This window comes from Methylobacter sp. (assembly GCF_023227905.1).
Classification (GTDB): domain Bacteria; phylum Pseudomonadota; class Gammaproteobacteria; order Methylococcales; family Methylomonadaceae; genus Methylobacter_A.
The window spans coordinates 1-22,279 of sequence record NZ_JALOCF010000014.1 but is presented as its reverse complement, the minus strand read 5'-3'; the positions used below and the strand labels follow the sequence as shown (position 1 = coordinate 22,279).

General features: G+C 47.2%; 18 protein-coding genes and 1 other RNA gene. 9 read left to right on the top strand and 10 right to left on the bottom strand.

Features of this window, described 5'->3' with window-relative positions:
- Nucleotides 1-29 precede the first annotated feature (29 nt).
- Nucleotides 30-686 carry a response regulator transcription factor gene (locus tag M0R47_RS07760; protein WP_292552725.1) on the top strand — a complete coding sequence of 219 codons (657 nt, stop codon included), beginning with the start codon at nucleotides 30-32 and terminating at the stop codon, nucleotides 684-686.
- Here the strand turns inward: M0R47_RS07760 and M0R47_RS07755 are convergent, their stop codons facing one another.
- From M0R47_RS07755 to glgB, 5 genes are all read right to left on the bottom strand, one after another.
- Nucleotides 687-812 (bottom strand): hypothetical protein, encoded by a 126-nt coding sequence (locus M0R47_RS07755; RefSeq protein ID WP_292552723.1) that lies wholly within the window; start codon nucleotides 810-812, stop codon nucleotides 687-689.
- A 29-nt stretch (nucleotides 813-841) separates the two neighbouring features.
- Nucleotides 842-1,372 (bottom strand): SRPBCC family protein, encoded by a 531-nt coding sequence (locus M0R47_RS07750; RefSeq protein ID WP_292552720.1) that lies wholly within the window; start codon nucleotides 1,370-1,372, stop codon nucleotides 842-844.
- Nucleotides 1,373-1,650: 278 nt separating this feature from the next.
- Entirely contained in the window at nucleotides 1,651-2,421 is a 771-nt protein-coding gene (locus tag M0R47_RS07745) for a polysaccharide deacetylase family protein (protein WP_292552717.1), read from the bottom strand.
- A 115-nt stretch (nucleotides 2,422-2,536) separates the two neighbouring features.
- Nucleotides 2,537-3,970, bottom strand: coding sequence for a glycogen synthase GlgA (glgA, locus tag M0R47_RS07740; protein WP_292552713.1), 1,434 nt, complete (start codon nucleotides 3,968-3,970; stop codon nucleotides 2,537-2,539).
- A 192-nt stretch (nucleotides 3,971-4,162) separates the two neighbouring features.
- Nucleotides 4,163-6,337 carry a 1,4-alpha-glucan branching protein GlgB gene (gene glgB / locus M0R47_RS07735; RefSeq protein ID WP_292552710.1) on the bottom strand — a complete coding sequence of 725 codons (2,175 nt, stop codon included), beginning with the start codon at nucleotides 6,335-6,337 and terminating at the stop codon, nucleotides 4,163-4,165.
- Nucleotides 6,338-6,428: 91 nt separating this feature from the next.
- On the opposite strand from glgB, the gene glgC reads away from it, so the two are divergent.
- The 3 genes from glgC (at nucleotide 6,429) to malQ (ending at nucleotide 10,936) form a co-directional block, all read left to right on the top strand.
- The gene (gene glgC, locus M0R47_RS07730) at nucleotides 6,429-7,709 is read left to right on the top strand and encodes a glucose-1-phosphate adenylyltransferase (RefSeq protein ID WP_292552707.1); all 1,281 of its coding nucleotides are present in this window, start codon (nucleotides 6,429-6,431) and stop codon (nucleotides 7,707-7,709) included.
- On the top strand, nucleotides 7,699-9,396 hold the full coding sequence (locus M0R47_RS07725; RefSeq protein ID WP_292552703.1) for a glycoside hydrolase family 57 protein: 1,698 nt from the start codon (nucleotides 7,699-7,701) through the stop codon (nucleotides 9,394-9,396). The genes glgC and M0R47_RS07725 overlap by 11 nt, the downstream gene beginning before the upstream one ends.
- A gap of 70 nt (nucleotides 9,397-9,466) precedes the next feature.
- Nucleotides 9,467-10,936 (top strand): 4-alpha-glucanotransferase, encoded by a 1,470-nt coding sequence (gene malQ, locus M0R47_RS07720; protein WP_292552701.1) that lies wholly within the window; start codon nucleotides 9,467-9,469, stop codon nucleotides 10,934-10,936.
- Between the two features lie 60 nt (nucleotides 10,937-10,996).
- Here the strand turns inward: malQ and M0R47_RS07715 are convergent, their stop codons facing one another.
- From M0R47_RS07715 to M0R47_RS07700, 4 genes are all read right to left on the bottom strand, one after another.
- Nucleotides 10,997-11,863, bottom strand: a complete 867-nt coding sequence (locus M0R47_RS07715) for a quinoprotein dehydrogenase-associated putative ABC transporter substrate-binding protein (RefSeq protein WP_292552698.1) — start codon at nucleotides 11,861-11,863, stop codon at nucleotides 10,997-10,999.
- 156 nt (nucleotides 11,864-12,019) lie between these two features.
- Nucleotides 12,020-13,876: a methanol/ethanol family PQQ-dependent dehydrogenase gene (locus tag M0R47_RS07710; protein WP_292552695.1), complete on the bottom strand. Its 1,857-nt coding sequence runs from the start codon at nucleotides 13,874-13,876 to the stop codon at nucleotides 12,020-12,022.
- 372 nt (nucleotides 13,877-14,248) lie between these two features.
- Nucleotides 14,249-14,974, bottom strand: coding sequence for a UDP-2,3-diacylglucosamine diphosphatase (locus tag M0R47_RS07705; protein ID WP_292552692.1), 726 nt, complete (start codon nucleotides 14,972-14,974; stop codon nucleotides 14,249-14,251).
- A gap of 211 nt (nucleotides 14,975-15,185) precedes the next feature.
- Entirely contained in the window at nucleotides 15,186-15,698 is a 513-nt protein-coding gene (locus M0R47_RS07700) for a peptidylprolyl isomerase (RefSeq protein ID WP_292552690.1), read from the bottom strand.
- A gap of 215 nt (nucleotides 15,699-15,913) precedes the next feature.
- On the opposite strand from M0R47_RS07700, the gene cysS reads away from it, so the two are divergent.
- Together cysS and M0R47_RS07690 are read left to right on the top strand one after the other, a co-directional pair.
- Nucleotides 15,914-17,302 carry a cysteine--tRNA ligase gene (gene cysS / locus M0R47_RS07695; protein WP_292552688.1) on the top strand — a complete coding sequence of 463 codons (1,389 nt, stop codon included), beginning with the start codon at nucleotides 15,914-15,916 and terminating at the stop codon, nucleotides 17,300-17,302.
- 82 nt (nucleotides 17,303-17,384) lie between these two features.
- The gene (locus tag M0R47_RS07690) at nucleotides 17,385-18,077 is read left to right on the top strand and encodes a DUF2959 domain-containing protein (protein WP_292552686.1); all 693 of its coding nucleotides are present in this window, start codon (nucleotides 17,385-17,387) and stop codon (nucleotides 18,075-18,077) included.
- A 2-nt stretch (nucleotides 18,078-18,079) separates the two neighbouring features.
- Here M0R47_RS07690 and M0R47_RS07685 read toward each other — a convergent pair whose 3' ends face one another.
- On the bottom strand, nucleotides 18,080-18,511 hold the full coding sequence (locus tag M0R47_RS07685) for a hypothetical protein (RefSeq protein ID WP_292552684.1): 432 nt from the start codon (nucleotides 18,509-18,511) through the stop codon (nucleotides 18,080-18,082).
- Between the two features lie 129 nt (nucleotides 18,512-18,640).
- On the opposite strand from M0R47_RS07685, the gene M0R47_RS07680 reads away from it, so the two are divergent.
- The 3 genes from M0R47_RS07680 to ssrA form a co-directional block, all read left to right on the top strand.
- Nucleotides 18,641-20,380: a GTPase gene (locus M0R47_RS07680; protein WP_292552681.1), complete on the top strand. Its 1,740-nt coding sequence runs from the start codon at nucleotides 18,641-18,643 to the stop codon at nucleotides 20,378-20,380.
- Nucleotides 20,361-21,977, top strand: a complete 1,617-nt coding sequence (locus M0R47_RS07675) for a GTPase (protein ID WP_292552678.1) — start codon at nucleotides 20,361-20,363, stop codon at nucleotides 21,975-21,977. The genes M0R47_RS07680 and M0R47_RS07675 overlap by 20 nt, the downstream gene beginning before the upstream one ends.
- A gap of 181 nt (nucleotides 21,978-22,158) precedes the next feature.
- Nucleotides 22,159-22,279: a transfer-messenger RNA gene (gene ssrA, locus M0R47_RS07670) on the top strand; the annotation flags it as partial.

The following is a 22,279-nucleotide window of genomic DNA, read 5'->3' as shown; positions in this document are numbered from 1 at the left end:
GCTGTTTTGATGCGTTAAGGAGCGATGTGGTGACGGGTAAAATTAGTGTGTTATTGGTGGATGATCATGCCGTGGTTCGGACGGGTTACAAAGCCTATCTTTCCTTATCCGATAAAATCGGGCAGATTTATGAGGCGGATCGGGGGGAGTCTGCTTGTCAAATGTACAATCAACATCACCCGGATATTGTGGTGACGGATTTATCGATGCCGGGCATTGGCGGTTTTGAGAGCATCAGGAGGCTGCTCAATCGCGATCCGCACTGTAAAATTCTGGTATTCAGCATTCACAATGAATTGGTCTATGTGACGCGTGCGCTTGCAGCCGGAGCCAAGGGCTATATCACTAAAAGCAGCGTGCCTGAAACGCTGGTCACCGCAGTGTATAAAATCGCCCAAGGCGGGACTTATGTCGATCCTGAGATTGCCCAGCAACTGGCGGTTTCGATGGCTGGCGAGCAGGACGAAGCGGAAAAAATCAAGCTGCTTTCGCCTCGGGAGTTTGATGTGTTTTGTTTGTTGGCGAATGGCTATACCGTTCGGAAAGCGGCGGAAAAATTGTGTTTGAGTTATAAAACGGTATGCAACCACGGTACCGTCATCAAGGAAAAAATGGGTGCGGAAACGTTGGCCGAGCTGACTTTGTTGGCCAGTCGGCAAGGGCTTATTGAAGCACGCGAGAATTAATCATGATAAAAGGCGAAGGGCGAAGGGGGGCAATTCAAACTGATGTGAAATCCTGATTTCGCCGGTTCCAAGCTGGAGCTTGTGAATCGGCATAAAGGCGAAAGGTGAAAAAACATCTTTCGTCATTTGCCTTTCGCCTTTTGCCTAAAATATCTTTATTTCTCCAGCTTTTGTTTTAGCCCTTCCAAACCATTCTTAAAAAACGCATTCATCGCTTTAACCGCTGCTGCGTCATTCAGGTTTTCCGGCGGGGTATTGCCGCTATCGCCGCGATAGAATCGGCTTTTTAGTGTGACTACGCTGGTGTTGGCGTCGCTACCGGCCGTTACCTGGAGGTTGGTGGTGTACGAACCGACTGGAAATGCCGTTACGTTTTCGACTTTAAGGCGGTAATTGTATTCATGATCTTTATCGCTATAAAAATCCAGGCTTTCCACCAGTTGCCCGTCATTTTGCAGGGTGATGGTCCTGGTGCCGTCGGAGGCGTTTTTGCCGTCTCCTGAACTGGCTTTGACATCGGGATGCCAGCTGGCAATGGCATCGAATTGCTTGATTACATTCCAGACCTCATCGACAGGGGCATTAATAGTGATGCTTTCTTTGGCTTTTTGCGGGGTGGGGCCGTGAGCAAGAGAGGCCACGGGGAATGATAAGAAACTCAATAATATTAAGGTTAAACGGTTCATGTCATTAATGCTATTAATTAAAATGACCTATTATTCATAAAACCGGTTAAAAGGTATCGGGTAACTTTCCTGATAATTGCTGGGAAATTTTCTTTTATTATTGATGTTAAGCACTGTCTATTACCGCCGAGAAAAAGCTAGACTACAGATTAAATCGATAGATATTGTCCCGGCTAGGAATGTCCGCCGGGCGTGTTAGCCCATCCGTCCCAGCCTTTCAAACCACCTTTTTGCGGTTTTCGCAGACGATGTGTTCATGTCATCCCTCTGCCGATTAGTTATTCATAAGCATCAATCTTTAAAAGCCGCTCTACACTGACAATTTTATAGCCGTTCTCCTTCGCAAAATTCAGCGTTTGTTTTAACGCTTCGATGGTTTTATCCGAAGAGTCATGAAACAGGATAATCGCGCCCGGTTTGATTTGGGATTGTACGCGCCGGGTTATGGCTTGTGCGGAATCGGCCGTAGTATCCAAAGAACGGACGCTCCAGCCGATGAGGTGGTAATTTAATGCGCTCGCGGCTTTGGCAAGATTAGGCGTAGTCACGCCAAAAGGCGGGCGGAACAGTTTCATGCGTTTGCCGATAACGTCAAAAACACGCTCGGCGGTCATGTTTAGCTCATTTTTAAAGCCTTGCAAGCTTTTAAAGTCCAGATAAAAAGAGTGCGTATAGCTGTGGTTGCCAATGCTGTGCCCCTGAGCATCTATTTGCTTCAAAATGCTTTCATTGCCCTGAATGTTCTTGCCGATGACAAAAAAAGTTGCCGGCGCATTGTATTGTGCCAAGGTTGACAGCACTTGGGGGGTGTATTCCCGGTTGGGGCCATCGTCAAACGACAAGGCAATTGCTTTTTCCAAAACATTCCCTTGGCAATAGCTATGGGCGTGAAAGTTGGACTGAATGACTGCCGAACCGTAAACGGTTAATGCCAGGTAAATGGTGCTTGGCAATGCCAGCCACCATAAGTTAACTCCGTAAAATAGGTGCGACAAGCCAATAATGCTGATGGCGACGATGAATCCGCTACGGGCTGATTTAAATGTCATTTGAGTGTTTACTAATTCTTGCCGGGTGGTTTATCGGGTTAACGAGCCTAACCCGATAAACCAAGGCCGGTTATGGCCTTGGTTTTTATGGATTTATGTCTGATGAAAGGGGATATTACAGTTGGTTATATAAAGCCACGTATTGTTGGGCGCTCTTGGTCCAAGAATAGTCTTTTTGCATGCCGTTGATTTGTAATTGTTTCCAGGTTTCAGGGAGGCTGTATAAGATAAGCGCGCGTTTAATGGCCTCCATCAATGCACCGGGGCTTGCTTCATCGAAAACAAACCCTGTTGCGGTGTTATCGTTCAGCGTTTCCGGGAGAGTATCGATGACGGTGTCGGCCAGTCCCCCTGTTTTTCTGACTACGGGCACGGTGCCGTAGCGTAGGCTGTAGATCTGATTTAAACCGCAGGGTTCAAAGCGGGATGGCATCAGAAAAATATCGACGCCCGCTTCAATCAGATGCGCCAGCGTTTCGTCATAACCGATAGTGATCGATATTTTATCGGGATGGCTTTCGGCAAACTCTTGCAGGCGTTGTTCAAACTCTTTGTTGCCGCTGCCAAGCAATACAAACTGCAGGGGGTGAGTGAGCATCTCGGGGAGACAGTCCATTACCAGATCAATGCCTTTTTGCTCAACCAAGCGGCTGATAAGCCCGAATATGGGAATGTTTTTGTCAATCGGCAGGGATAATCTTTGCTGTAGCTCTTCTTTATTAACAAGCTTGTTATTCAGCGTTAAGTGGTTGAATGTTTTTTTGATGTTGGCGTCGGTTTCCGGATTCCAATGATTGGTATCTATGCCGTTGATAATGCCGCTCAGAAAATCTTTTCGGTAACTTAGCAGGCCTTCCAGTCCATAGCCGAAGTCGGCCGTTTGGATTTCCTGGGCGTAAGTCGGACTTACCGTGGTGATGCGGTCGGAATAGACCAGGCCGCCTTTAAGAAAGGACAGCCTGTTATGAAACTCGATGCCGTTCATATTCCAAAGCTGACCGGGCAGGTTTAATGAAAGGTAAGTCGCGCTTGGAAAGATGCCCTGATAGGCCATGTTATGGATGGTAAAAACAGTAGCGGGGCGGTTGTGTTCCAGTGACAGCAACGCAGGCACAAGTCCGCTTTGCCAGTCGTTGCAGTGGACGATGTCGGGTTTCCAATCCAGCCAGCTCCGGTTCATCGCAACTTCAACTGTGACCCGGCAAAATAACGCAAAACGTTCGGCGCTGTTCTCCCAAAGCTCGCCTTGCTCATCAACATAGGGATTGCCTGGAAAATCAAAGAATTCCGGACAATCTACCAGCCACACGATGACGTTGGCTTCCGGCAGCCGGGTTTCCAGAATATTCACCGCATAATTGTTGACATGGACTGTGCTCAGGTAGCGAACTTCGTCGGTCATTTTGATAGCCTGATAATTGGGCATGATAATGCGCACATCTTCACCCAGATCCGACAAGGCCTTGGGCAGGCTGCCGGCAACATCCGCCAAGCCGCCGGTTTTAATTAAAGGGTGGGCTTCACTGGTGACAAAAAGTATTTTTTTCATTTACCTTGGTTGTTAGTTTTTATTAATGGTAATTGCTTAGCAGATGTTAGGTTTGTCATGGAATACCGGATGATATTTTCAAGGCTAAAGGCTAAAGGCTAAAGGCTAAAGGCTAAAAATTGGAATGCTTTTTAAATTTAGATGCAAACTTTTTCGCCCTTCGCCCTTCGCCCTTCGCCCTTCGTCTAAAACCTATAATTTCAAAATTACGGCTCCAAGAGGCGGTAAAGTAAGGCTGATAGAATGGGGCTGATTCATCCACGGCGTAGGTTCTGACAATGCCGCGTTATTTCCGATATTGGTGCCGTCGTAGTAACTGGAGTCGGAATTGAATATTTCCGTATAAGTGCCTGCAACGGGTACGCCAATCCGGTATTGCTCGCGAACTACCGGGGTAAAGTTGATCACAACAATCAATTCTTCAAATTCGGTTTTGCGTCGATAACTGATGATGGACTGTTGTACATCGTGGCAATCGATCCAGTCAAAACCCTGGTGGTCGAAATCATGCTGGAATAAAGCCGGCTGTTTCCTGTAAAGATGATTCAGGTCTTTTACCAGCGCTTGCACGCCTTTGTGATGCGGATAATCCAGAACATACCAGTCCAGGTCCTTGTTAAAATTCCATTCGGAGCCTTGCCCGAATTCGCAACCCATAAACAGCAGTTTTTTGCCAGGATAGGTGTACATCAAAGTATAAAGCAAGCGAAGATTGGCGAAACGCTGCCATTCATCTCCGGGCATTTTGTTGACTAATGAGCCTTTGCCATGCACCACTTCGTCATGGGAAAAGGGCAGACAGAAGTTTTCGGTGAAAGCATAGAGCATGCCGAAAGTCAGTTGGTCATGATGATATTTGCGGTGTATCGGCTCCTGGCTCATGTACGCCAGCGTGTCATGCATCCAGCCCATATTCCATTTCATCGAGAAGCCCAAGCCGCCGGTCCAGGTCGGGCGGGTCACCTGCGGCCAGGACGTGGATTCTTCGGCCATCATCACGGTACCGGGGTGTTGTTGATGGGTGACGGAATTGAGTTCTCTCAGAAAATCGATCGCTTCCAGATTTTCGTTGCCGCCGTACATGTTCGGAATCCAGTCGTTATCGTTGCGGGAATAATCCAGGTACAGCATCGAAGCGACGGCATCGACGCGCAATCCGTCAAGATGAAATTCCTCCAACCAGAAAATAGCGCTGGACAGTAGGAAGTTTTTAACCTCATTGCGGCCGTAGTTATAAATTAATGTGCCCCAATCACGGTGCTCGCCCTTGCGCGGGTCTTCATGTTCGTAAAGCGCGCTACCGTCAAAACGAGCCAGCGCAAAGCTGTCTTTGGGGAAATGCGCGGGCACCCAGTCCAGAATGACGCCGATACCGTTTTGATGGCAGGTATCGATAAAATAGCGAAAATCGTCCGGTGTGCCGTGGCGGCTGGTTGGAGCAAAATAGCCGGTAGTTTGATAACCCCAGGAGGCATCCAGCGGATGTTCGGTTACCGGTAATAATTCAACATGGGTAAAACCCATTTCTTTGACATAATCGACCAGCTGCACGGCCAGTTCGCGGTAATTCAAGAAGTTGCCCAGATGGTCGCGCCGCCATGAGCCCAGATGAACCTCGTAAATAGACATAGGCTCATGCAGCCAATTGTGGCGAACACGGTCAGTCATCCATTGTTGATCCTGCCAAGCATAGCTATCTTCATGGATCACGATTGACGAGGTATTAGGACGGAACTCAAACTGCTGGCCATAGGGGTCGGTTTTTAACAGAACTTCGTGAGTATGGCGATTTAGTATCTCAAACTTATAGTAACAGCCGACTTGCAGGCCCGGCACGAACAGTTCCCAGATGCCGCTGCCGCCCAAACTGCGCATTGGGTTGCAGCGTCCGTCCCAATGATTGAAATCGCCCACCACGCTAACCCGTCCGGCATTGGGTGCCCAGACCGTAAATAAGACCCCGTCAATACCATCGGCGTTATGCAGATGTCCGCCCAGTTTTTGGTAGATATGCCAGTGTCTGCCTTCGCCGAATAAATGCCGGTCGAATTCCGGCAATTGGATGCCGAAATCATACGGGTCATAGTTTTCATGGCTGTAACCGCTCTTGTCGATCCAGGACAATTGATAATGTTCTGGCAATTGTTCATGTTCGGCGTTATATTCAAAAAAGTCCGTATCGGGTACTCGGCTTAAAGCAGCGCCGTTGTGACTAAAGCATACTGTTTCTGCATAGGGCAGATACACTTTAACCTGAGTGTGATTGTTTTTGAAATGGCGACCTAGAATCGCAAAGGGATCATGATGTCTGGCTTCCATGATTTTTACAGCATCAGAATCAAGTGCGCTTTTAGATTGCTTTTTCACTATGAATAGCCTCGGCGTAGTGGAATAATAGTTGCGTGAATGTTACCAAACACATCAAGAGTTGTCAGTCTATTCCACATGGAGATGAAAAATGCCAGCGTCAACTAATCAAAAGTACGACCAAAATATCAGTCATTTAACCCGCAATACCATCGCATTAATATTGGCCGGTGGTCGCGGTTCACGATTAATGAATATGACCGATTGGCGTGCCAAGCCGGCTGTACCTTTTGGAGGCAAGTTCCGGATTATTGATTTTCCGCTGTCGAATTGCATGAATTCCGGCATCCGTAAGATAGGGGTTTTGACGCAATACAAGTCGGATTCGCTGATCAGGCATATTCAGCAGGGCTGGGGATTTTTGCGCGGTGAGTTTGGCGAATATGTCGATTTAATGCCTGCCCAGCAACGGCACGATGAAAACTCTTGGTATAAAGGCACGGCTGACGCCATTTTCCAGAATATCGATATTCTGCGCAGCCGCCATCCGGAACATATTTTAGTGTTGGCCGGCGACCATATTTATAAAATGGATTACGGCGCGATGCTTGCCGATCATGTCGAAAAAAATGCCGATTTAACGATAGGTTGCATAGAAGTATCGCTGGAAGATGCAACGGCTTTCGGCGTTATGGATGTGGATGAGAACCGGCGCGTCAAGGCTTTTGTGGAAAAACCGGAGCACCCTCCTGTAATGCCGGGCAGAACGGATACCGCATTGGCATCGATGGGGATTTATATTTTTAATGCCGGTTTCCTGTTTGAGCAGCTGCTTAAGGATGCCGACACTAAAAGCTCAAGCCGGGATTTCGGCCACGATATTATTCCTGCTGTTATCGATAAATATATAGCGAATGCTTATCCTTTCCTGGATCTGCAAAGTGGAGCGCAAAGTTACTGGCGAGACGTGGGTACCATTGATGCCTATTGGAACGCCAACATGGAATTGATTGGCGTAAAACCGGATTTAAATTTATATGATAATACTTGGCCTATATGGACTTATCAGGAGCAAACGCCTCCGGCCAAGTTTGTTTTTGACAACGATAAAAGACGGGGAATGGCAGTTGATTCCATGGTTTCAGGAGGCTGCGTGATTTCCGGGGCAAAAGTCAGGCATTCGTTATTGTTCTCCAATGTCCGCGTTAATTCGTACACGACGCTGCAAGACACTATCGTTTTGCCGCAAGTTAATATTGGCCGCCATTGCCGCATCAGCAAGGCGATTATAGAAAAAGGTTGTGAAATTCCGGAAAGCACCGTGATTGGGGAAAACAGAGAGGAAGACGAAAAAAGATTTCATGTCAGTCCCGGCGGAGTTGTTTTGGTTACGCCGGATATGCTGGGTCAAAAAAGGCATTATGTCAGATAAAAGTAAACTGAAAGTAGTCTTGTGCTGGCACATGCACCAGCCGGAATATAGGGACTTGCAATCAGGAGAATTCAAGCTGCCGTGGACCTATCTGCATGTCATTAAAGACTATGTAGATATGGCTGCGCATCTGGAAGCCGTGCCGCAGGCCAAGGCGGTAGTAAACTTTGCACCGATACTCCTGGAGCAAATTGAGGAATACGCCAGGCAGGTCAACGGCTATTTGCATGACCGTATTTCAATTACCGACCCTTTGCTAGCCGCACTGGTTGATCCCAGTATTCCTGCTGATCCTGAAGAGCGCATGAGATTGGTTAAGGATTGCATGCGGGCGAACAGGGAGCGGCAAATAAACCGTTACCCGGCGTTCAAAAGACTGATCGAGATGGCCGATTGGCTTGAACATCATTATGATTCGTTAAATTACGTCAATTCCCAATTTATCAGCGATGTCCTGGCTTGGTACCATCTGACTTGGATGGGAGAGACAATAAAGTTAACCGATACTCGAATAAAGCGCCTGATAGAAAAGGGATCCGGTTATACGCTGCACGACAGGATCGAAATTATAGAGGTCATTGCCGAGCAGCTGACCAGTATTATCTGTAGATATAAGGCATTAGCCAGAAAAGGGCAGGTTGAACTTTCCGTGACGCCTTACGCCCATCCTATCATGCCGCTTTTGCTGGATTTAAATTCTACCCGTGAAGCTATGCCCGACGCTCCTTTGCCGGAACTGGATGTCTATCCGGGCGGAGAAGAGCGCGTAAGGTGGCACATTGAAAAGGGCGTGCATACCTTTAAGCGATTATTCGGCTTTAAGCCTAAAGGTTGCTGGCCTTCGGAAGGCAGCATTAGTGATCAAACGTTAAGAATACTCAGTGGTTTTGGCTTTGACTGGACTGCAAGCGGCGGTTCTGTGCTGCAAAATAGCTTGAATCTTGCTGAAAACGACAATGCATCAGGAATTCATCATCCCTTTAAGCTTCACGAAACCGATATCGTCTGCTTTTTTCGTGATGACGGCCTATCTGACCTGATCGGTTTCGAATATTCAAAATGGCATGCTGATGATGCCGTCGGCGATTTGATTCAGCATCTTGAAAATATTGCAGAACATGAGCCTGATGACAAGGTGGTTTCAATAATCATGGACGGCGAGAATGCATGGGAATATTTTCCTGCTAATGGCTATCACTTTCTCAGCGCCTTGTATCAACGACTGAGCGGTCATCCAAGGATCGAGTTAACTACTTTTTCGGAATGCCTGGAAAATAAGGCTGAGATTAAGCCGCTGGCGAAAATAGTTGCGGGCAGTTGGGTCTACGGTACGTTCTCGACCTGGATAGGCGATGCGGACAAGAATCGCGGCTGGGATATGCTGGGCGATGTTAAGTGTGTATTTGACAAGGTCATTTCAACCGGCCGATTAAAGGACGAGCAAGTGCAGCAGGCTGAGTTTCAGCTAGCCATCTGTGAAGGTTCCGACTGGTTTTGGTGGTTTGGCGATTACAATCCAGGCGAGGCAGTCAGTAATTTTGAAAAACAATTCCGGCTTAATTTGGCTAATCTATATAAATTGCTGGGTGAAGAGCCGCCTGCGTATCTGGCATTGTCATTTACGCAGGGTTCCGGCGCTCCGGCCATGGGAGGGGCAATGCGTCCGGGAATCGAATTATATAATTGATGGTTATTAGTATTTGTCCTTCGCATGTAATAAGACTAACAACCCAAACATAAACGAGAGATCACTAAGTGTGAATGACATCCTGAACAAGCGTCGAGCTGGCATCCTGTTACATATTACATCGCTACCGGGCACAGGTTCCCAAGGCGATTTGGGGGAGGAAGCCTATAATTTTGTAAGATTTCTGCGTGATACCGGGGTGAGTATATGGCAAGTTTTGCCTTTAGGCATGCCTCATGCGGATGGTTCACCTTATCAGTGTTTATCGGCCCACGCCGGTAATCCCGCGCTAATCAATAGTGAATGGTTGATCAAGCAAGGTTGGCTGCAACCCTCCGGTAAAGATGAAGAGACCGCCGGAAGCTGCGCCACAAGAGGTGAACTGACAAAAGCTTATAATGGATTTTTGGAACGAGCGGAACAAAAGGATAAGGATGATTTTGAACGCTTTTGCCAGGAAAAAGCGTTCTGGCTTGATGATTTTGCCTTGTTTCTGGCCCTTAGAAATGAATTTAACGAACAATGTTGGAATCAATGGCCTGAGCATTTTAAGACAAGGGATCCAAAGGCAATAAACGAAGCCAGTCTCCGGTTTAATACAAAAATCGAATGCATTAAATTCGAGCAATATATATTTTTCCGGCAATGGCTGGAATTAAAAGCTTATGCTAACCAACAAGGGGTATTCTTATTTGGCGATATCCCTATTTTTGTGTCTTATGACAGCGCTGACGTCTGGGCTCACCGTAATGTTTTTAAGTTGAATGAATCAGGCGATATGTCCGTCGTGGCGGGAGTGCCGCCGGACTACTTTTCTGAAACAGGACAACGTTGGGGCAATCCGCACTATGACTGGGATCATCTGAAGGCAACCGGGTTTCATTGGTGGGTTGAAAGGATGAGAACTCAGCTTGAGATGTTTGATATTATCCGGATCGATCATTTCCGTGGCCTTGAATCGGCTTGGGAGATACCGGCACAGGAAGATACCGCTATCCACGGGGAATGGATTGAGGCGCCGGGTCATGACTTATTAAATGCAATAAAAGCCGAGCATGGATCGATGCCGTTGGTCGCGGAAGATTTGGGTATTATCACTCCCGGAGTTGAGGCGTTAAGGGATGAATTCGAATTGCCCGGCATGAAGATTTTACAGTTTGCGTTTGGTGGCGGTCCTGATAACCCTTATTTGCCTGACAATTATGATAAGAACTGCGTTGTTTATACCGGTACTCATGACAATGATACGACTTTAGGCTGGTTGCAGGGCATTAGTGATGATGAGAAAAATCACATTTACAATTATCTCGGCAATCCGACAATGCCGCTGCATTGCGCATTGCTGCACGCTGCATTGGCATCGGTTGCAAATATTGCGGTAATACCCATGCAGGATATTTTGGAGTTGGGCGCTGAGCACCGAATGAATACTCCAGGCACAACGGAGGGCAATTGGAAGTGGCGTTTTCAGTGGGACCAGTTGTCACATGAACGCGCCAATAGATTTGGGTATCTGATTGGCTTGTTTAATCGTAAATAACGCTTTAATAGAGAAGGGGCTGCCTCTTTGCAGGCCGCCCCCAGCTTAATCTAGTTAAGGCTAATCTTTATCTTCATGAGCAGTTTGCTTGTCCAGCGGGAGCAAAGGGATATGATAACTGGCGATGATGGACCGGATATTGTCCGCTTTAGCCGCAATTAGCTTGTTAAGAGCTTCCTTCCTTGCTTGGTCGCCCCGGCGGACGCCCATTGCCATAGCAAAATCAAATTGCACGTCAGGAGTTGATTTCATTGGGATCATTGAGTAACTTTTAGGGTTTTGGGCGGCGATATAGCTCGCCATAGGACCCCATAAAATAACCATGTCAATTTTCTTTGCTTTAAGATCCTTTTCTATTTGCATTGCCACATTGTTGTCACCATCGCCTGTCATTGATTGATAAGGTATGCCCTGGTCGAGTAGATCATTTTTTTGCATCCAGACCGTTCCAGGGCCGCGATCAAACATGGCGATTTTTAATGATTCCTGTCTTTGTAAAGGTAAATTAACCAGTTGAACGGGATCGGTAATGTCGTCCCAGCCGCGGCCTTTGGCGATTAACAGCACATAAGTCGATTTATAGTAGGGCGAAGTTGTTAAGGTGAGGTCGTAGCCTGCAGGAACGCCCATAATGACATCGCATTTATATTCGTTACTTTCCACATCGCTGTCTTTTAGCGGTGCATTTAAAGAATTTCGAATAAAGCCAATACGTTGGGGAAGCCAATAATACTCAACAGTCTGCCCAAGTTCTTTAGCAAACAGTTCAGCAATTTTGTTTTCAAAGCCGTCTTTGTTCTTTGTGGAATAAGGCGGATTCAACGGGTCGGCACAGACCTTGAATTTTTCCTCGGCTGAAGCAATGAAACTGCATGCAGCTAAAATCAGGATAGCGAGGTATGTTATGTGTTGAGGTAAAGTCCTCATTAAAATCTCCTTGGTGTAACGATAAAAGCTACTACATAGATGCAGAAGCCAGGGAGTAGCTGCCGGGCAATAGTTTACTGCATAAAGTGGCAAAAAAAAGCCCCGGTTGATAAATCAACCGGGGCTTTTTACTCAATCTAAAAAAATCAGATCGACTTAGTTGCTGGGTAAAGTGAATACAGTTAATGTACCGCCCAGTTTAGTGAAAGAGCTTAAGCTTCTGTAAGCACCCACCGCGCCCAAACCTTCAGAGTTTGAACCTTCTTCGCCGCTGTCAAGACCGGCAGCGATACCGATACCTGCCCAGCCACCGATACCTGAAAGAACGCCAATATATTGCTTGCCTTCATATTCCCAAGTATTAACGTTGCCGATGATGCCGGAAGGCGTTTTGAACTTGTACAGTTCTTTACCTGATTTAGCATCAACCGCTTTCAAATAGCCTTCCAGAGTGCCGTAGAATACTACGCCGCCCGCAGTTGCAACAGAACCTGACCAAACAGAGAATTGTTCTTTGTTAGACCAAGCGATTTTGCCTGTTTTGGCGTCAAAAGCTGTGAACTGACCCAGGTTGGTTGTGTTGTCAGGTTTGCCTGTCATAACGTCTGCACCGGCAGGCATCATGGTTAAGGTAGCACCAACATAAGGTTGACCTGCTGTGTAAGATACTTCGAATGGTTCGTAGTCCATGCACAGGTGGTTACCAGAGATGTAGAACAAGCCGGTTTGTGGAGAGTAAGAAACCGGTTGTTGGTTTTTACTGCCTAACGCAGCAGGGCAAACGCCTTGTGTGTTAACGTCTTCGCCGTTTTGTTCAGTAGAGTATTTAGAGACAACTTGTGGGCGACCGGTGTTCATGTCGACATGAGTTGCCCAGTTAACCGATTTGTCGAATTTTTCAGCAACAAGCAGTTCGCCGGTTTCACGATCTAAAGTGTAACCAAAACCGTTACGGTCGAAATGCACGATAGTTTTATGCATTTTGCCTTTAACTTCTTGGTCAACCAGAACGGTTTCATTGATACCGTCAAAGTCCCACTCATCGTGTGGAGTCATTTGGTAAACCCATTTAACCGCACCGGTGTCGGCGTCACGAGCCCATAATGACATGGACCATTTGTTGTCGCCAGGGCGTTGTGTAGGGTTCCATGTAGATGGGTTGCCTGATCCGTAATAGATCAGGTTCAATTTAGGGTCATAGCTAGTCCAGCCCCAAGTAGTACCACCACCGATTTTCCATTGGTCGCCTTGCCAAGTGCTTAAGCTTGAGTTTTCGCCAACTGGAGTAACTTTACCGTCTTTCCAGGTAGTTGTTTTCTTGGCATCGATCAGGGTGTCTTTGTCTGGACCCATGCTGTAGCCTTTCCAAGACAGCTCGCCAGTGTTGATGTCATAAGCCGCTAAGAAACCGCGAACACCAAATTCGCCACCAGAAATACCAGTCAAAACTTTATCTTTAACAACTAATGGAGCGGCTGTGTTGGTCATACCCAGTTTAGGGTCGCCGTTTTGTACGCTCCATACGCGTTTACCGGTTTTAGCATCTAACGCAGTTAAAACGGTATCAGACTGTTGCAGGAAGATTTTGCCGTCACCGTAAGCCAAGCCGCGGTTGACAGTGTCGCAGCACATAACTGGAATAGTTACATCAGCATCTTGTGTTGGTGTGAATTCCCAGATTACAGATTGAGTTTTTTGGTCAATTGCGTAAACAGTGTTAGGGAAAGGTGTGTGGATAAAAAGAACACCATTAACAACTAATGGGCCGCCTTCGTGTCCACGCAAAACACCTGTAGAAAAAGACCAGGCTGGTTGCAGATTTTTTACATTGCTAGTATTGATTTCGCTTAGCTTGCTGTAACGAGTACCTGCGTAATCACCACCCCAAGTTGCCCAGTTGGCTGGGTTTTGGGTCAGTTTCTCAACTTCGGTGTTAGCAGTTGAAACTGCTGGTGCAGCTAATATAGCAGCCACACTGGAAGCAAGCAGCCAACTTTTTAAAGGCTTCTTCATATTAAATTTCTCCTGGTATTCTGTTAATTTGACAGAATAGTGATTATGTTTTTATGACTAATATTAGTTTTAGGGTGGTTTTCATGTTCCATGGAGACAGGAAATTTTCACTCTAGGGGCCTAAATTTAATGATTTTGCCCCAAAAGTCAACTTTTATAGGCTTTGAGGCAAAAGGATTCCCCATAACGTTTTGATAAAACTCAGGGTGTTCAGTAATTGCTTCGGCACTTGTCTTGGCAGCGTAAGAGCTGTTGCCAAGAAGCAATATATCCGCTCATGCAGGCGGATAAAATTGCTTTTTGCCACGCCGTTTAAGCTGGAAAATCGAGTATGACTTGGCGGTTATTGAAGCCATAAAACAAATATACAGCCTAAAGGGCTTCGATTTGATAACCAGCGCTGCTCCAGCATAATACTTCGGCTGTATGTTTACTCCATGCGGCAAGTACAAAACGCTGGGCAGTTTGGTCGTCTATTTTAAAGTTATGTATGGCGGGACGGTGAGTATGCCCATGGATCAAGCGTAAGCAGTGTCGTTCACGCATAATGTTAAGTACCGTGTCCTGGTTAACATCCATAATGTCCTGGGACTTTTTGCGCTTGTGGAAATAGCTGCGGAGACGATACCAGCGTGCGGCCAGCAAGCGCAAAAATAAGGGCTTGGATAACACGGCTTGCTGCCATTCCAGAGTGTGTGATTTAGCGCGAAATGCCTGGTAGGGCAGGTCGTCGGTACACAGTAAATCGCCGTGTGTAAGCAACGTTTGTGTGCCGTGCAAATCGATGACAGCGTACTCATCGAGTAGCGTAACTCCGGTATCCTCAGAAAATCGCTTGCCCAGCAGGAAATCGCGGTTGCCTTGCTGCAAATAAACCTGTGTGCCTGAGCTGGTCAGCTGTTTAAGCTGTTTTCGGATTGAATTGTTAGGCGGGGTAGGATCGTCGTCACCTATCCAGGCATCGAAAAGATCGCCCAGTATATAAACAGCGGCGGCTTTTGGCGCTCTATTGCTCAGGAATGAAAGAAACCGGCGGGTGATTTCAGGCTTTTCCAGGGAAATATGCAGGTCTGAGATGAACAGGATTTCTTGATTCAAAGGCGAGTGAGAGGCTAAGGGCTAAAAGGGCTAAAAGAGCTAAGAGCTAAGGGCTAAGGGCTAAGGGCTAAGGGCTAAGGGCTAAGGGCTAAGGGCTAAGGGCTAAGAGCTAAGGGCTAAGAGCTAAGAGCTAAGGGCTAAGAGCTAAGAGCTAAGAGCTAAGAGCTAAGGGCGCGATCGATTTTTTCGCCCTTAGCCTTGCGCCTTTCGTCTATTGTATAACTTCAGATTTTTCTATAACGATATTGGTTTTAGGCACATCCTGGTGGCCGCCACGGTTACCTGTTGGTTGCTTGGCCATTTCATCGACAATATCCATGCCTTCAATGACTTCGCCGAATACCGCGTAGCCCCAGCCGCTAGTTGTCGGGCTGCTATAGTTCAGAAAGGAGTTATCTTTATAGTTAATGAAAAACTGGGCTGTTGCCGAATCAGGAACGTTGGTGCGCGCCATGGCGATGGTGCCGCGCTTGTTTGGCAAGCCGTTATCGGCTTCATTTTTGATCGGGTCATGAACCGCTTTCTGGTTGAAGTCGGTGTCAAAACCACCGCCTTGCGCCATAAACCCAGGGATGATGCGATGGAAAATGGTGCCGTTGTAAAAGCCTTCATTAACATAAGTCAGAAAGTTTGCCGATGAAATAGGCGCTTTTTCAGGATTCAGCTGAATAACGATTTCACCCAGAGAGGTTGTTAATTTAACTTTTGATGGAGTATCAGACATTTTGTTTTCCGTTGCGAATGAGAGTGTTGTGGTTAAAAGCAGCATCATGGAGAAAATGAAAGTGCGCATGGTTTTCCTTATAGAGTGATGCAAAAATAAATTCTAAGTGTTTTTGTCTTGAAAGAGAAGCATACGCTTGGTAGATTGTACGGATTTGTTTAACCTGCCCCGATTTATCGGCAATGGAAACTCGCCTAATTGAATAATTTAATGACATGTTGAAAATATATAATACTTTGACCCGAAAAAAAGAACCGTTCCAGCCGCGCGTAGCGGGCAAGGTCGGCATGTACGTCTGCGGCATGACGGTTTACGACTATTGTCATATCGGGCATGCGCGGGTCATGGTGGTTTTCGATACGGTTGCGCGTTATTTTCGCTACCAGGGATATGAATTAACTTATGTGCGCAACATTACCGATATCGACGACAAAATCATTCAGCGGGCACTCGAAAACGGCGAAGAATACAGCCAGTTGACTGCGCGTTTTATTGATGCAATGCACGAGGATGAGCGAGCACTGGCCGTTTTGCCGCCCGATCTGGAACCCAGGGCAACGCAGTCCATCGACGACATTATCGCGATGATTAAAACCCTGGTGGACAAAGGCTTGGCTTATGTAGGCACTAACGGCGACGTATTTTATGCGGTCTCCAAGTTTAAGGATTACGGCCGGTTATCAGGCAAAAATCTGGACGATCTACAGGCTGGAGAGCGGGTTGATGTCGATCTGGCCAAGCGCAATCCGATGGATTTTGTATTATGGAAGATGGCCAAGGCTAACGAGCCTGCCTGGGATTCGCCTTGGGGCCTGGGGCGTCCCGGTTGGCATATCGAATGCTCTGCGATGTCTACCTGTTGTTTGGGTAATCATTTCGACATCCATGGCGGCGGCATGGACTTGCAGTTTCCGCATCATGAAAATGAGATTGCCCAGTCGGAAGGCGCGACCGGCGAGAAGTTTGTCAACCTGTGGATGCACAACGGCTTTGTCCGCGTTGATAATGAAAAAATGTCCAAGTCTCTGGGTAATTTCTTTACTGTGCGCGAGGTGTTGAACCAGTACAAGCCTGAGATCATTCGCTTTTTCATACTTTCCAGCCATTACCGCAGTCCGCTGAATTATTCCGATGAGCAGCTCAATGACGCAAAAGCGGCTTTAATCCGGCTCTATACCGCTCTGAGGGGAGTGGAAGCCGTAGAGGATGCGGCTATCGAGAACACTTATAAAACCCGTTTTGAACAGGCGATGGATGATGATTTTAATACGCCGGTCGCATTGTCAGTGTTGTTCGATCTGACGAGAGAGCTTAATACCGCAAAAAAAGAAAATAAGATTGAAAAGATTGGGGAATTAGCGTCGAGTCTCAAGCTTTTAGGCGGCTTATTAGGAATATTGCAGGATGATCCTGATACGTTTCTTAAAGCCGGCGGAGATGCGGTGCTTGGAGAAGGTGAAATCGAGCAACAAATCCAGGCGCGTCTGGATGCCAAAAAAGCCAAAGACTGGGCTTTGGCCGATAAAATCCGTAACGACCTGAAAGAACAGGGTGTGATTCTGGAAGATTCTCCCGACGGCACAACCAGCTGGCGGCGTGAATAACCAGGTGAGTGTCGGCATTTCACAAGATCATGAAAGCAATGCAACCAATTAATGGAATGCACGCACATAACCCAAGGTTTTAATGGCCGACCAAAATAAATCGGCAACCAACAATTTGGTAAAAACAGTGTTAAATTTAATCAGAAGCCTTCTCTCCAAAAAAATTCGCACTTTTATTTACAGTGCCAGAGAATCGATTGGCGAGCATAAGCGCGATATTGTCGTTGTTCATGTCGAGCAGGCTTGCGTGGGGTTACGAGAAACCAAAAATGAGTTTGAAGATGCGCTGGAGCGGTTTAAGAGCCTGGTTTGCGTCAATGAAACGGTGCTTGACCATAAATATAACCTGCTCAACAGGCAGTACCAGTTTTGCTGTGCTAAATCCGACTCGGTAAGCAACAGAATCAGGGCGATTGAACAGGTTAGCGAGGCGTTGTTTAAAGAATGGGAAAGCGAACTCAATGAATACACTAACCGTAACTTGCGTGCGCATAGCAAGCAGCAGTTAAAGATAGCCCGGCAAAATTACGCCCGGCTTATCAAGTCCATGCATCGGGCTGAAGCTAAAATCCAGCCGGTGTTGGCGGCGTTCAAAGATCAGGTGTTGTATTTGAAGCATAACCTTAACGCCCAGGCGATTGCGGCATTAAGGCATGAATTTATTGAGATAGGGATTGATATTTCGCAGCTTATCAATGCGATGGAGCAGACCATCGCTGAGGCAAGTCAATTTGTTGCGGCATTAACCGATCAAAAAGCCCTGCCCAGCCGGTAAAATTAGAGCTTGTACATGATGTCGTTGGCTTTGTCTTTGTCTTTGGGATCTTCTTTTTGACCTTTGCGGTTATCTTGATCAATTCTTTCCTTGCCGAATTTGGCGATCATATCCTCCCAGCTGGTGTACTTTTCATAGCCTGCAAAGCCGCTATTTTTTCGTTGCTGATAAAGTTCTTTGCCCATGGCAATGATCTCCTCAGGTTTTTTACCGTCAACCGTGTTAAGAAACTCTTTTTCATCTTTAATAGAGTCGCGAAGCATCCAGAAAGAGACTTCAAACTCAATGCGAGCATCGGGAGACAAGCGGTTTTTTAACGCTTTTACTGACCTGAAAGCGGTACGGGTGGTATGACCATTGATTTGTTGCCCCTTGCTGCAGGCAATTAACGATGTGCAGCAGAGAATGAGCAGAAGAATAGGGAGTTTCTTCATAAAGATAACCTCAAGTTTAAGTGGGGACGCATGTCATGATATTTACATGGTTTGCAAGAGTTATTATATAACGCAGGATTGTCAAACGAAGTAAAATAGTCAGTCATTATAATCCTGAGCTAGCTTTTTATGCTGGAATTTATCCAATTATTAAAACAACGTTACCAAGCCGTTTTGGCGCAACTGGGCAATGAGTCTGTCAAAATTAGCTATCAACAACGGATCGATCAGCTGATTTTGGCGGAAGCTTTTATCCGCAAGGGCCAGCTGATCGAAGCGTCGCAGCAACCGGTGTTGCATATGGCGGTGGTGGGGCCGACTCAGGCCGGAAAAAGCTCGCTGGTCAACGTGTTATTAAACAGCAATGCTGCCGGAGTCAGCCCGTTGGCGGGTTACACGATTCACCCGCAGGGGTTTTGCAACGGCATCAGTGCCCAGGACTGTACCGGCCTGCAACGCTATTTCGGGCGCTTCCAGCAATTGCAGCGATCCCAGCTCAGCAAAGACCGGCACGATTGCTACTCGTTAACCGAAAACACTACGGTTTCAGAACTCTTGCCCGACGGCGTCTTATGGGATACGCCTGATTTCGATTCGATAGACTCCGCGACATACCGGGAAGGCGTGATCAGGGCGGTTGCCCTGGCGGATATGGTTATTCTGGTGGTCAGCAAGGAAAAATATGCCGACCAGTCGGTCTGGGACATCATGGCCGCTATTGAAGAACTGCATCAGCCGACCATTATCTGCCTGAATAAACTGGTTGAAGGTTCCGAATCGGTCATTATCCAATCATTACAGGAAAAATGGCGGCAAGCCAGAACCGATGAATTTCCCGAGGTCGTTTCTCTGTATTATCAAAAGCCGGGAGGACTGCCGGTATGGCCCGAGTCCAGACAGCAGTTGCTTAAGCAATTAGCGAGCAAAGTCCGTTTGGAAAAACACGCGCGATTTGAACAGGAGTTATTGAAAAGTCACTGGCAAACCTGGCTGGAACCGGTTTATGCCGAACATAAGTCATTAAATGACTGGCATGAATTGATCGACTTGATGATCAAACAGGCGATGGAAAGTTACCAGCGCGATTACCTGAATCACCCGCACCATTACGAAACCTTTCAGCTTGCGATGACGGAATTGCTGAATTTAATGGAAATACCCGGATTGGCTCGCCTTCTGGCCGGGACTCGCCAGGTCTTGACCTGGCCGATCAGGCAGATCATGAAACTGAGACGTAAAAGCCTGCATATTGCAGACAGCAGTTATGAAATAGCCCTGTTAAATCAAATAGCCGAACATACGCTGATTCAACTGGCCGACAGACTGCTGGATAGAGCCGATCAAAGCCAACAGAGCCAGTGGTGGCGGCAACTAAACAGCCTGTTACGCAGCCAGCGGCAGGACACGTTACAGGATTTTTCCGAAGCTGCGAAAAAATATCATCTGTCTTTTCAGCAGGATGTGGAAAGCGCGGCGTATCGGTTGTATTACAAACTGCAAGAACAGCCGGTCGTGTTAAACAGCTTGCGGGCAACCCGGGCCACTGCCGATGCTACCGTTATTGCGATGACTTTTTATATGGGCGGCATAGGCCTGCATGATTTGGTTATTGCTCCGGCGATGCTAACCGTTACTTCGTTGCTGGCTGAAAGCGCCGTCGGGGGCTACATGCATAAAGTGGAAGCCGAGTTAAAACACAACCAATTCAATACCGTAAAACAGGCGTTATTTATCGACAGCCTACGCCTTAAGCTTTTGCAATTGCCAGAGCAACTATCGATGACGACTTATTTTAATATATCTCCTGACCAGCTGCGTGCGGCAGAGCTTCAACTAACAGAAAAGCGCCATGGCTTACGATTACTCTAGTTTGGTACAAACAACAAAGCGCTGGGCTGAGCAGGCCCTGGCAGCAGGCTGGATTAATACTGATGTTGCACAGCAATTAAGCGACGTCGATACCAGAACTCCCGATACCTTGTTTAACCATAGCGGTTCCAGGCCGCTAATTGTCGCATTTATGGGCGGAACCGGCGTCGGCAAGAGCTCCTTACTCAACCGCTTGGCAGGCAAGGCCATCGCCAGAGCCGGAATTGTGCGACCTACGTCGCGGGAAGTCACGCTCTACCATCATCACAGCGTTGCCATCAAGCATTTGCCCGAACAATTGCCGCTGGCGCAGATCAAGACCTCCGAGCATGATAATGAGTCCAGGAAAAACGTCATCTGGATCGATATGCCCGACTTCGACAGCACCGAACAAAGTAATAAACGTCAGGTGCTGGAATGGTTGCCGCATATCGATGTGCTGATCTATGTGGTCAGCCCGGAACGCTATCGGGATGAAAAAGCCTGGCGCTTGCTGCTTGCAGAAGGCGGCAGACATGCCTGGTTATTTGTCCTGAACCAGTGGGACAGAGGACAAACCGAACAGTATGAAGATTTCAAGCAACAGCTGCATAAAGCCGGTTTTACCGATCCGGTCATATTCAAAACCATATGCGGCGAAAGCTTGCAAGCCGATGAGTTTGTCCAATTGGAATCGACGATTAGCTCCTTAGCAACCGAGCATATTGTTGCGCAACTGGAGCAAAGAAGCTCCCAGATTAAAAAAGACGAGTTAAGGCAAAATCTGCAAGGCACCCGGCGGTTACTGGGTTCGGTATCGGCTTTCCAACAACTACCGACGCTTTGGCAAGAGCAATGGCAACGTTCAGCCCACGTGCTGCAACAGGGCTTTGCGTGGCCTATCCAACAATTGGCGAAACACTATGCCGATCACGCGGCCGATTTATTAAACAATCCTGCAACAGCCAAATATACAACCAGCGGCGCTAAACTCAACTTGTGGGATGACTGGTCGGAAGCCCGCTTTGACGATGCGTTGGATGAATTCGTCATTAATGCCGACCAGTTGGGCGTTCCGGTGAGCCCGCTTAAAAAACAGCTGTCCGCGCTACGTGAAAAAGCGCCCAAAATAGTCCAGGCACAAAGCGAGCTGTCTGCCAGGCAAGCCTTGGCGAACCCCGGCAATGCTTTGCATCGCGGATTTTTAAAGTTTATGCGCCTATGCGAAATCGTCCTGCCGCTCGCCGCCATTTGCTGGGTCGGCTATCAGGTTTTTATCGGCTACTACACCAGCAACATGACTGATGTGGAATATTTGGGCGTAGATTTTGCGATACATAGCAGTCTATTAATCGCCATTACTTGGCTGACTCCGTTTTTTATCCTGAAAAAGTTAAAGCCGTCGTTGGAAAAAAGCGCCCTAAGAGGATTAAACAAAGGACTGAACAATGCCAGCAACATCATAGATAGTGAAATACAGCAGGTGATAGAAAACTTCGGCAATCAGCATTCTGAACAACTCAAACAGCTAGACGGGATTATTGAGCTTTGCGCTGCCTCCGACCGACAATCACCAATAGACAGCGACAGCCCGCTGGTCCGAATGTTGATTGATTAGCGCAGACACCTTATTTATCGCCATCCCGGTAATTCCTGCCGGAATGGCGACAATACAATTTACGCACTTTTATAGTGTACTTCTCATAGAAAAAAGCTTCAGTAAGCCCAAGTCCTTGTAAATAGAGGTATAGAAAATAATTGTACAATTTTTGGTCAATTCGTATAATATACGCATCACGGGGGGCGACATGGCTTCGACGTGGGTAGCGAAACCTTAAGCGCATGCCGAGGACAGTACACCTCGTAAAATCTACTGAAACTAAAGTATTCGCAAATGACGAAAACTACTCAATGGCTTTA

Excerpts from the sequence above, each read along its gene's own strand:
- M0R47_RS07755 (WP_292552723.1), bottom strand. The coding sequence starts at position 812 with ATGACGAAAGATGTTTTTTCACCTTTCGCCTTTATGCCGATTCACAAG.
- M0R47_RS07750 (WP_292552720.1), bottom strand. The coding sequence starts at position 1,372 with ATGAACCGTTTAACCTTAATATTATTGAGTTTCTTATCATTCCCCGTG.
- M0R47_RS07745 (WP_292552717.1), bottom strand. The coding sequence starts at position 2,421 with ATGACATTTAAATCAGCCCGTAGCGGATTCATCGTCGCCATCAGCATT.
- glgA (WP_292552713.1), bottom strand. The coding sequence starts at position 3,970 with ATGAAAAAAATACTTTTTGTCACCAGTGAAGCCCACCCTTTAATTAAA.
- glgC (WP_292552707.1), top strand. The coding sequence starts at position 6,429 with ATGCCAGCGTCAACTAATCAAAAGTACGACCAAAATATCAGTCATTTA.
- M0R47_RS07725 (WP_292552703.1), top strand. The coding sequence starts at position 7,699 with ATGTCAGATAAAAGTAAACTGAAAGTAGTCTTGTGCTGGCACATGCAC.
- M0R47_RS07715 (WP_292552698.1), bottom strand. The coding sequence starts at position 11,863 with ATGAGGACTTTACCTCAACACATAACATACCTCGCTATCCTGATTTTA.
- M0R47_RS07710 (WP_292552695.1), bottom strand. The coding sequence starts at position 13,876 with ATGAAGAAGCCTTTAAAAAGTTGGCTGCTTGCTTCCAGTGTGGCTGCT.
- M0R47_RS07700 (WP_292552690.1), bottom strand. The coding sequence starts at position 15,698 with ATGTCTGATACTCCATCAAAAGTTAAATTAACAACCTCTCTGGGTGAA.
- cysS (WP_292552688.1), top strand. The coding sequence starts at position 15,914 with ATGTTGAAAATATATAATACTTTGACCCGAAAAAAAGAACCGTTCCAG.
- M0R47_RS07690 (WP_292552686.1), top strand. The coding sequence starts at position 17,385 with ATGGCCGACCAAAATAAATCGGCAACCAACAATTTGGTAAAAACAGTG.
- M0R47_RS07685 (WP_292552684.1), bottom strand. The coding sequence starts at position 18,511 with ATGAAGAAACTCCCTATTCTTCTGCTCATTCTCTGCTGCACATCGTTA.
- M0R47_RS07680 (WP_292552681.1), top strand. The coding sequence starts at position 18,641 with ATGCTGGAATTTATCCAATTATTAAAACAACGTTACCAAGCCGTTTTG.
- M0R47_RS07675 (WP_292552678.1), top strand. The coding sequence starts at position 20,361 with ATGGCTTACGATTACTCTAGTTTGGTACAAACAACAAAGCGCTGGGCT.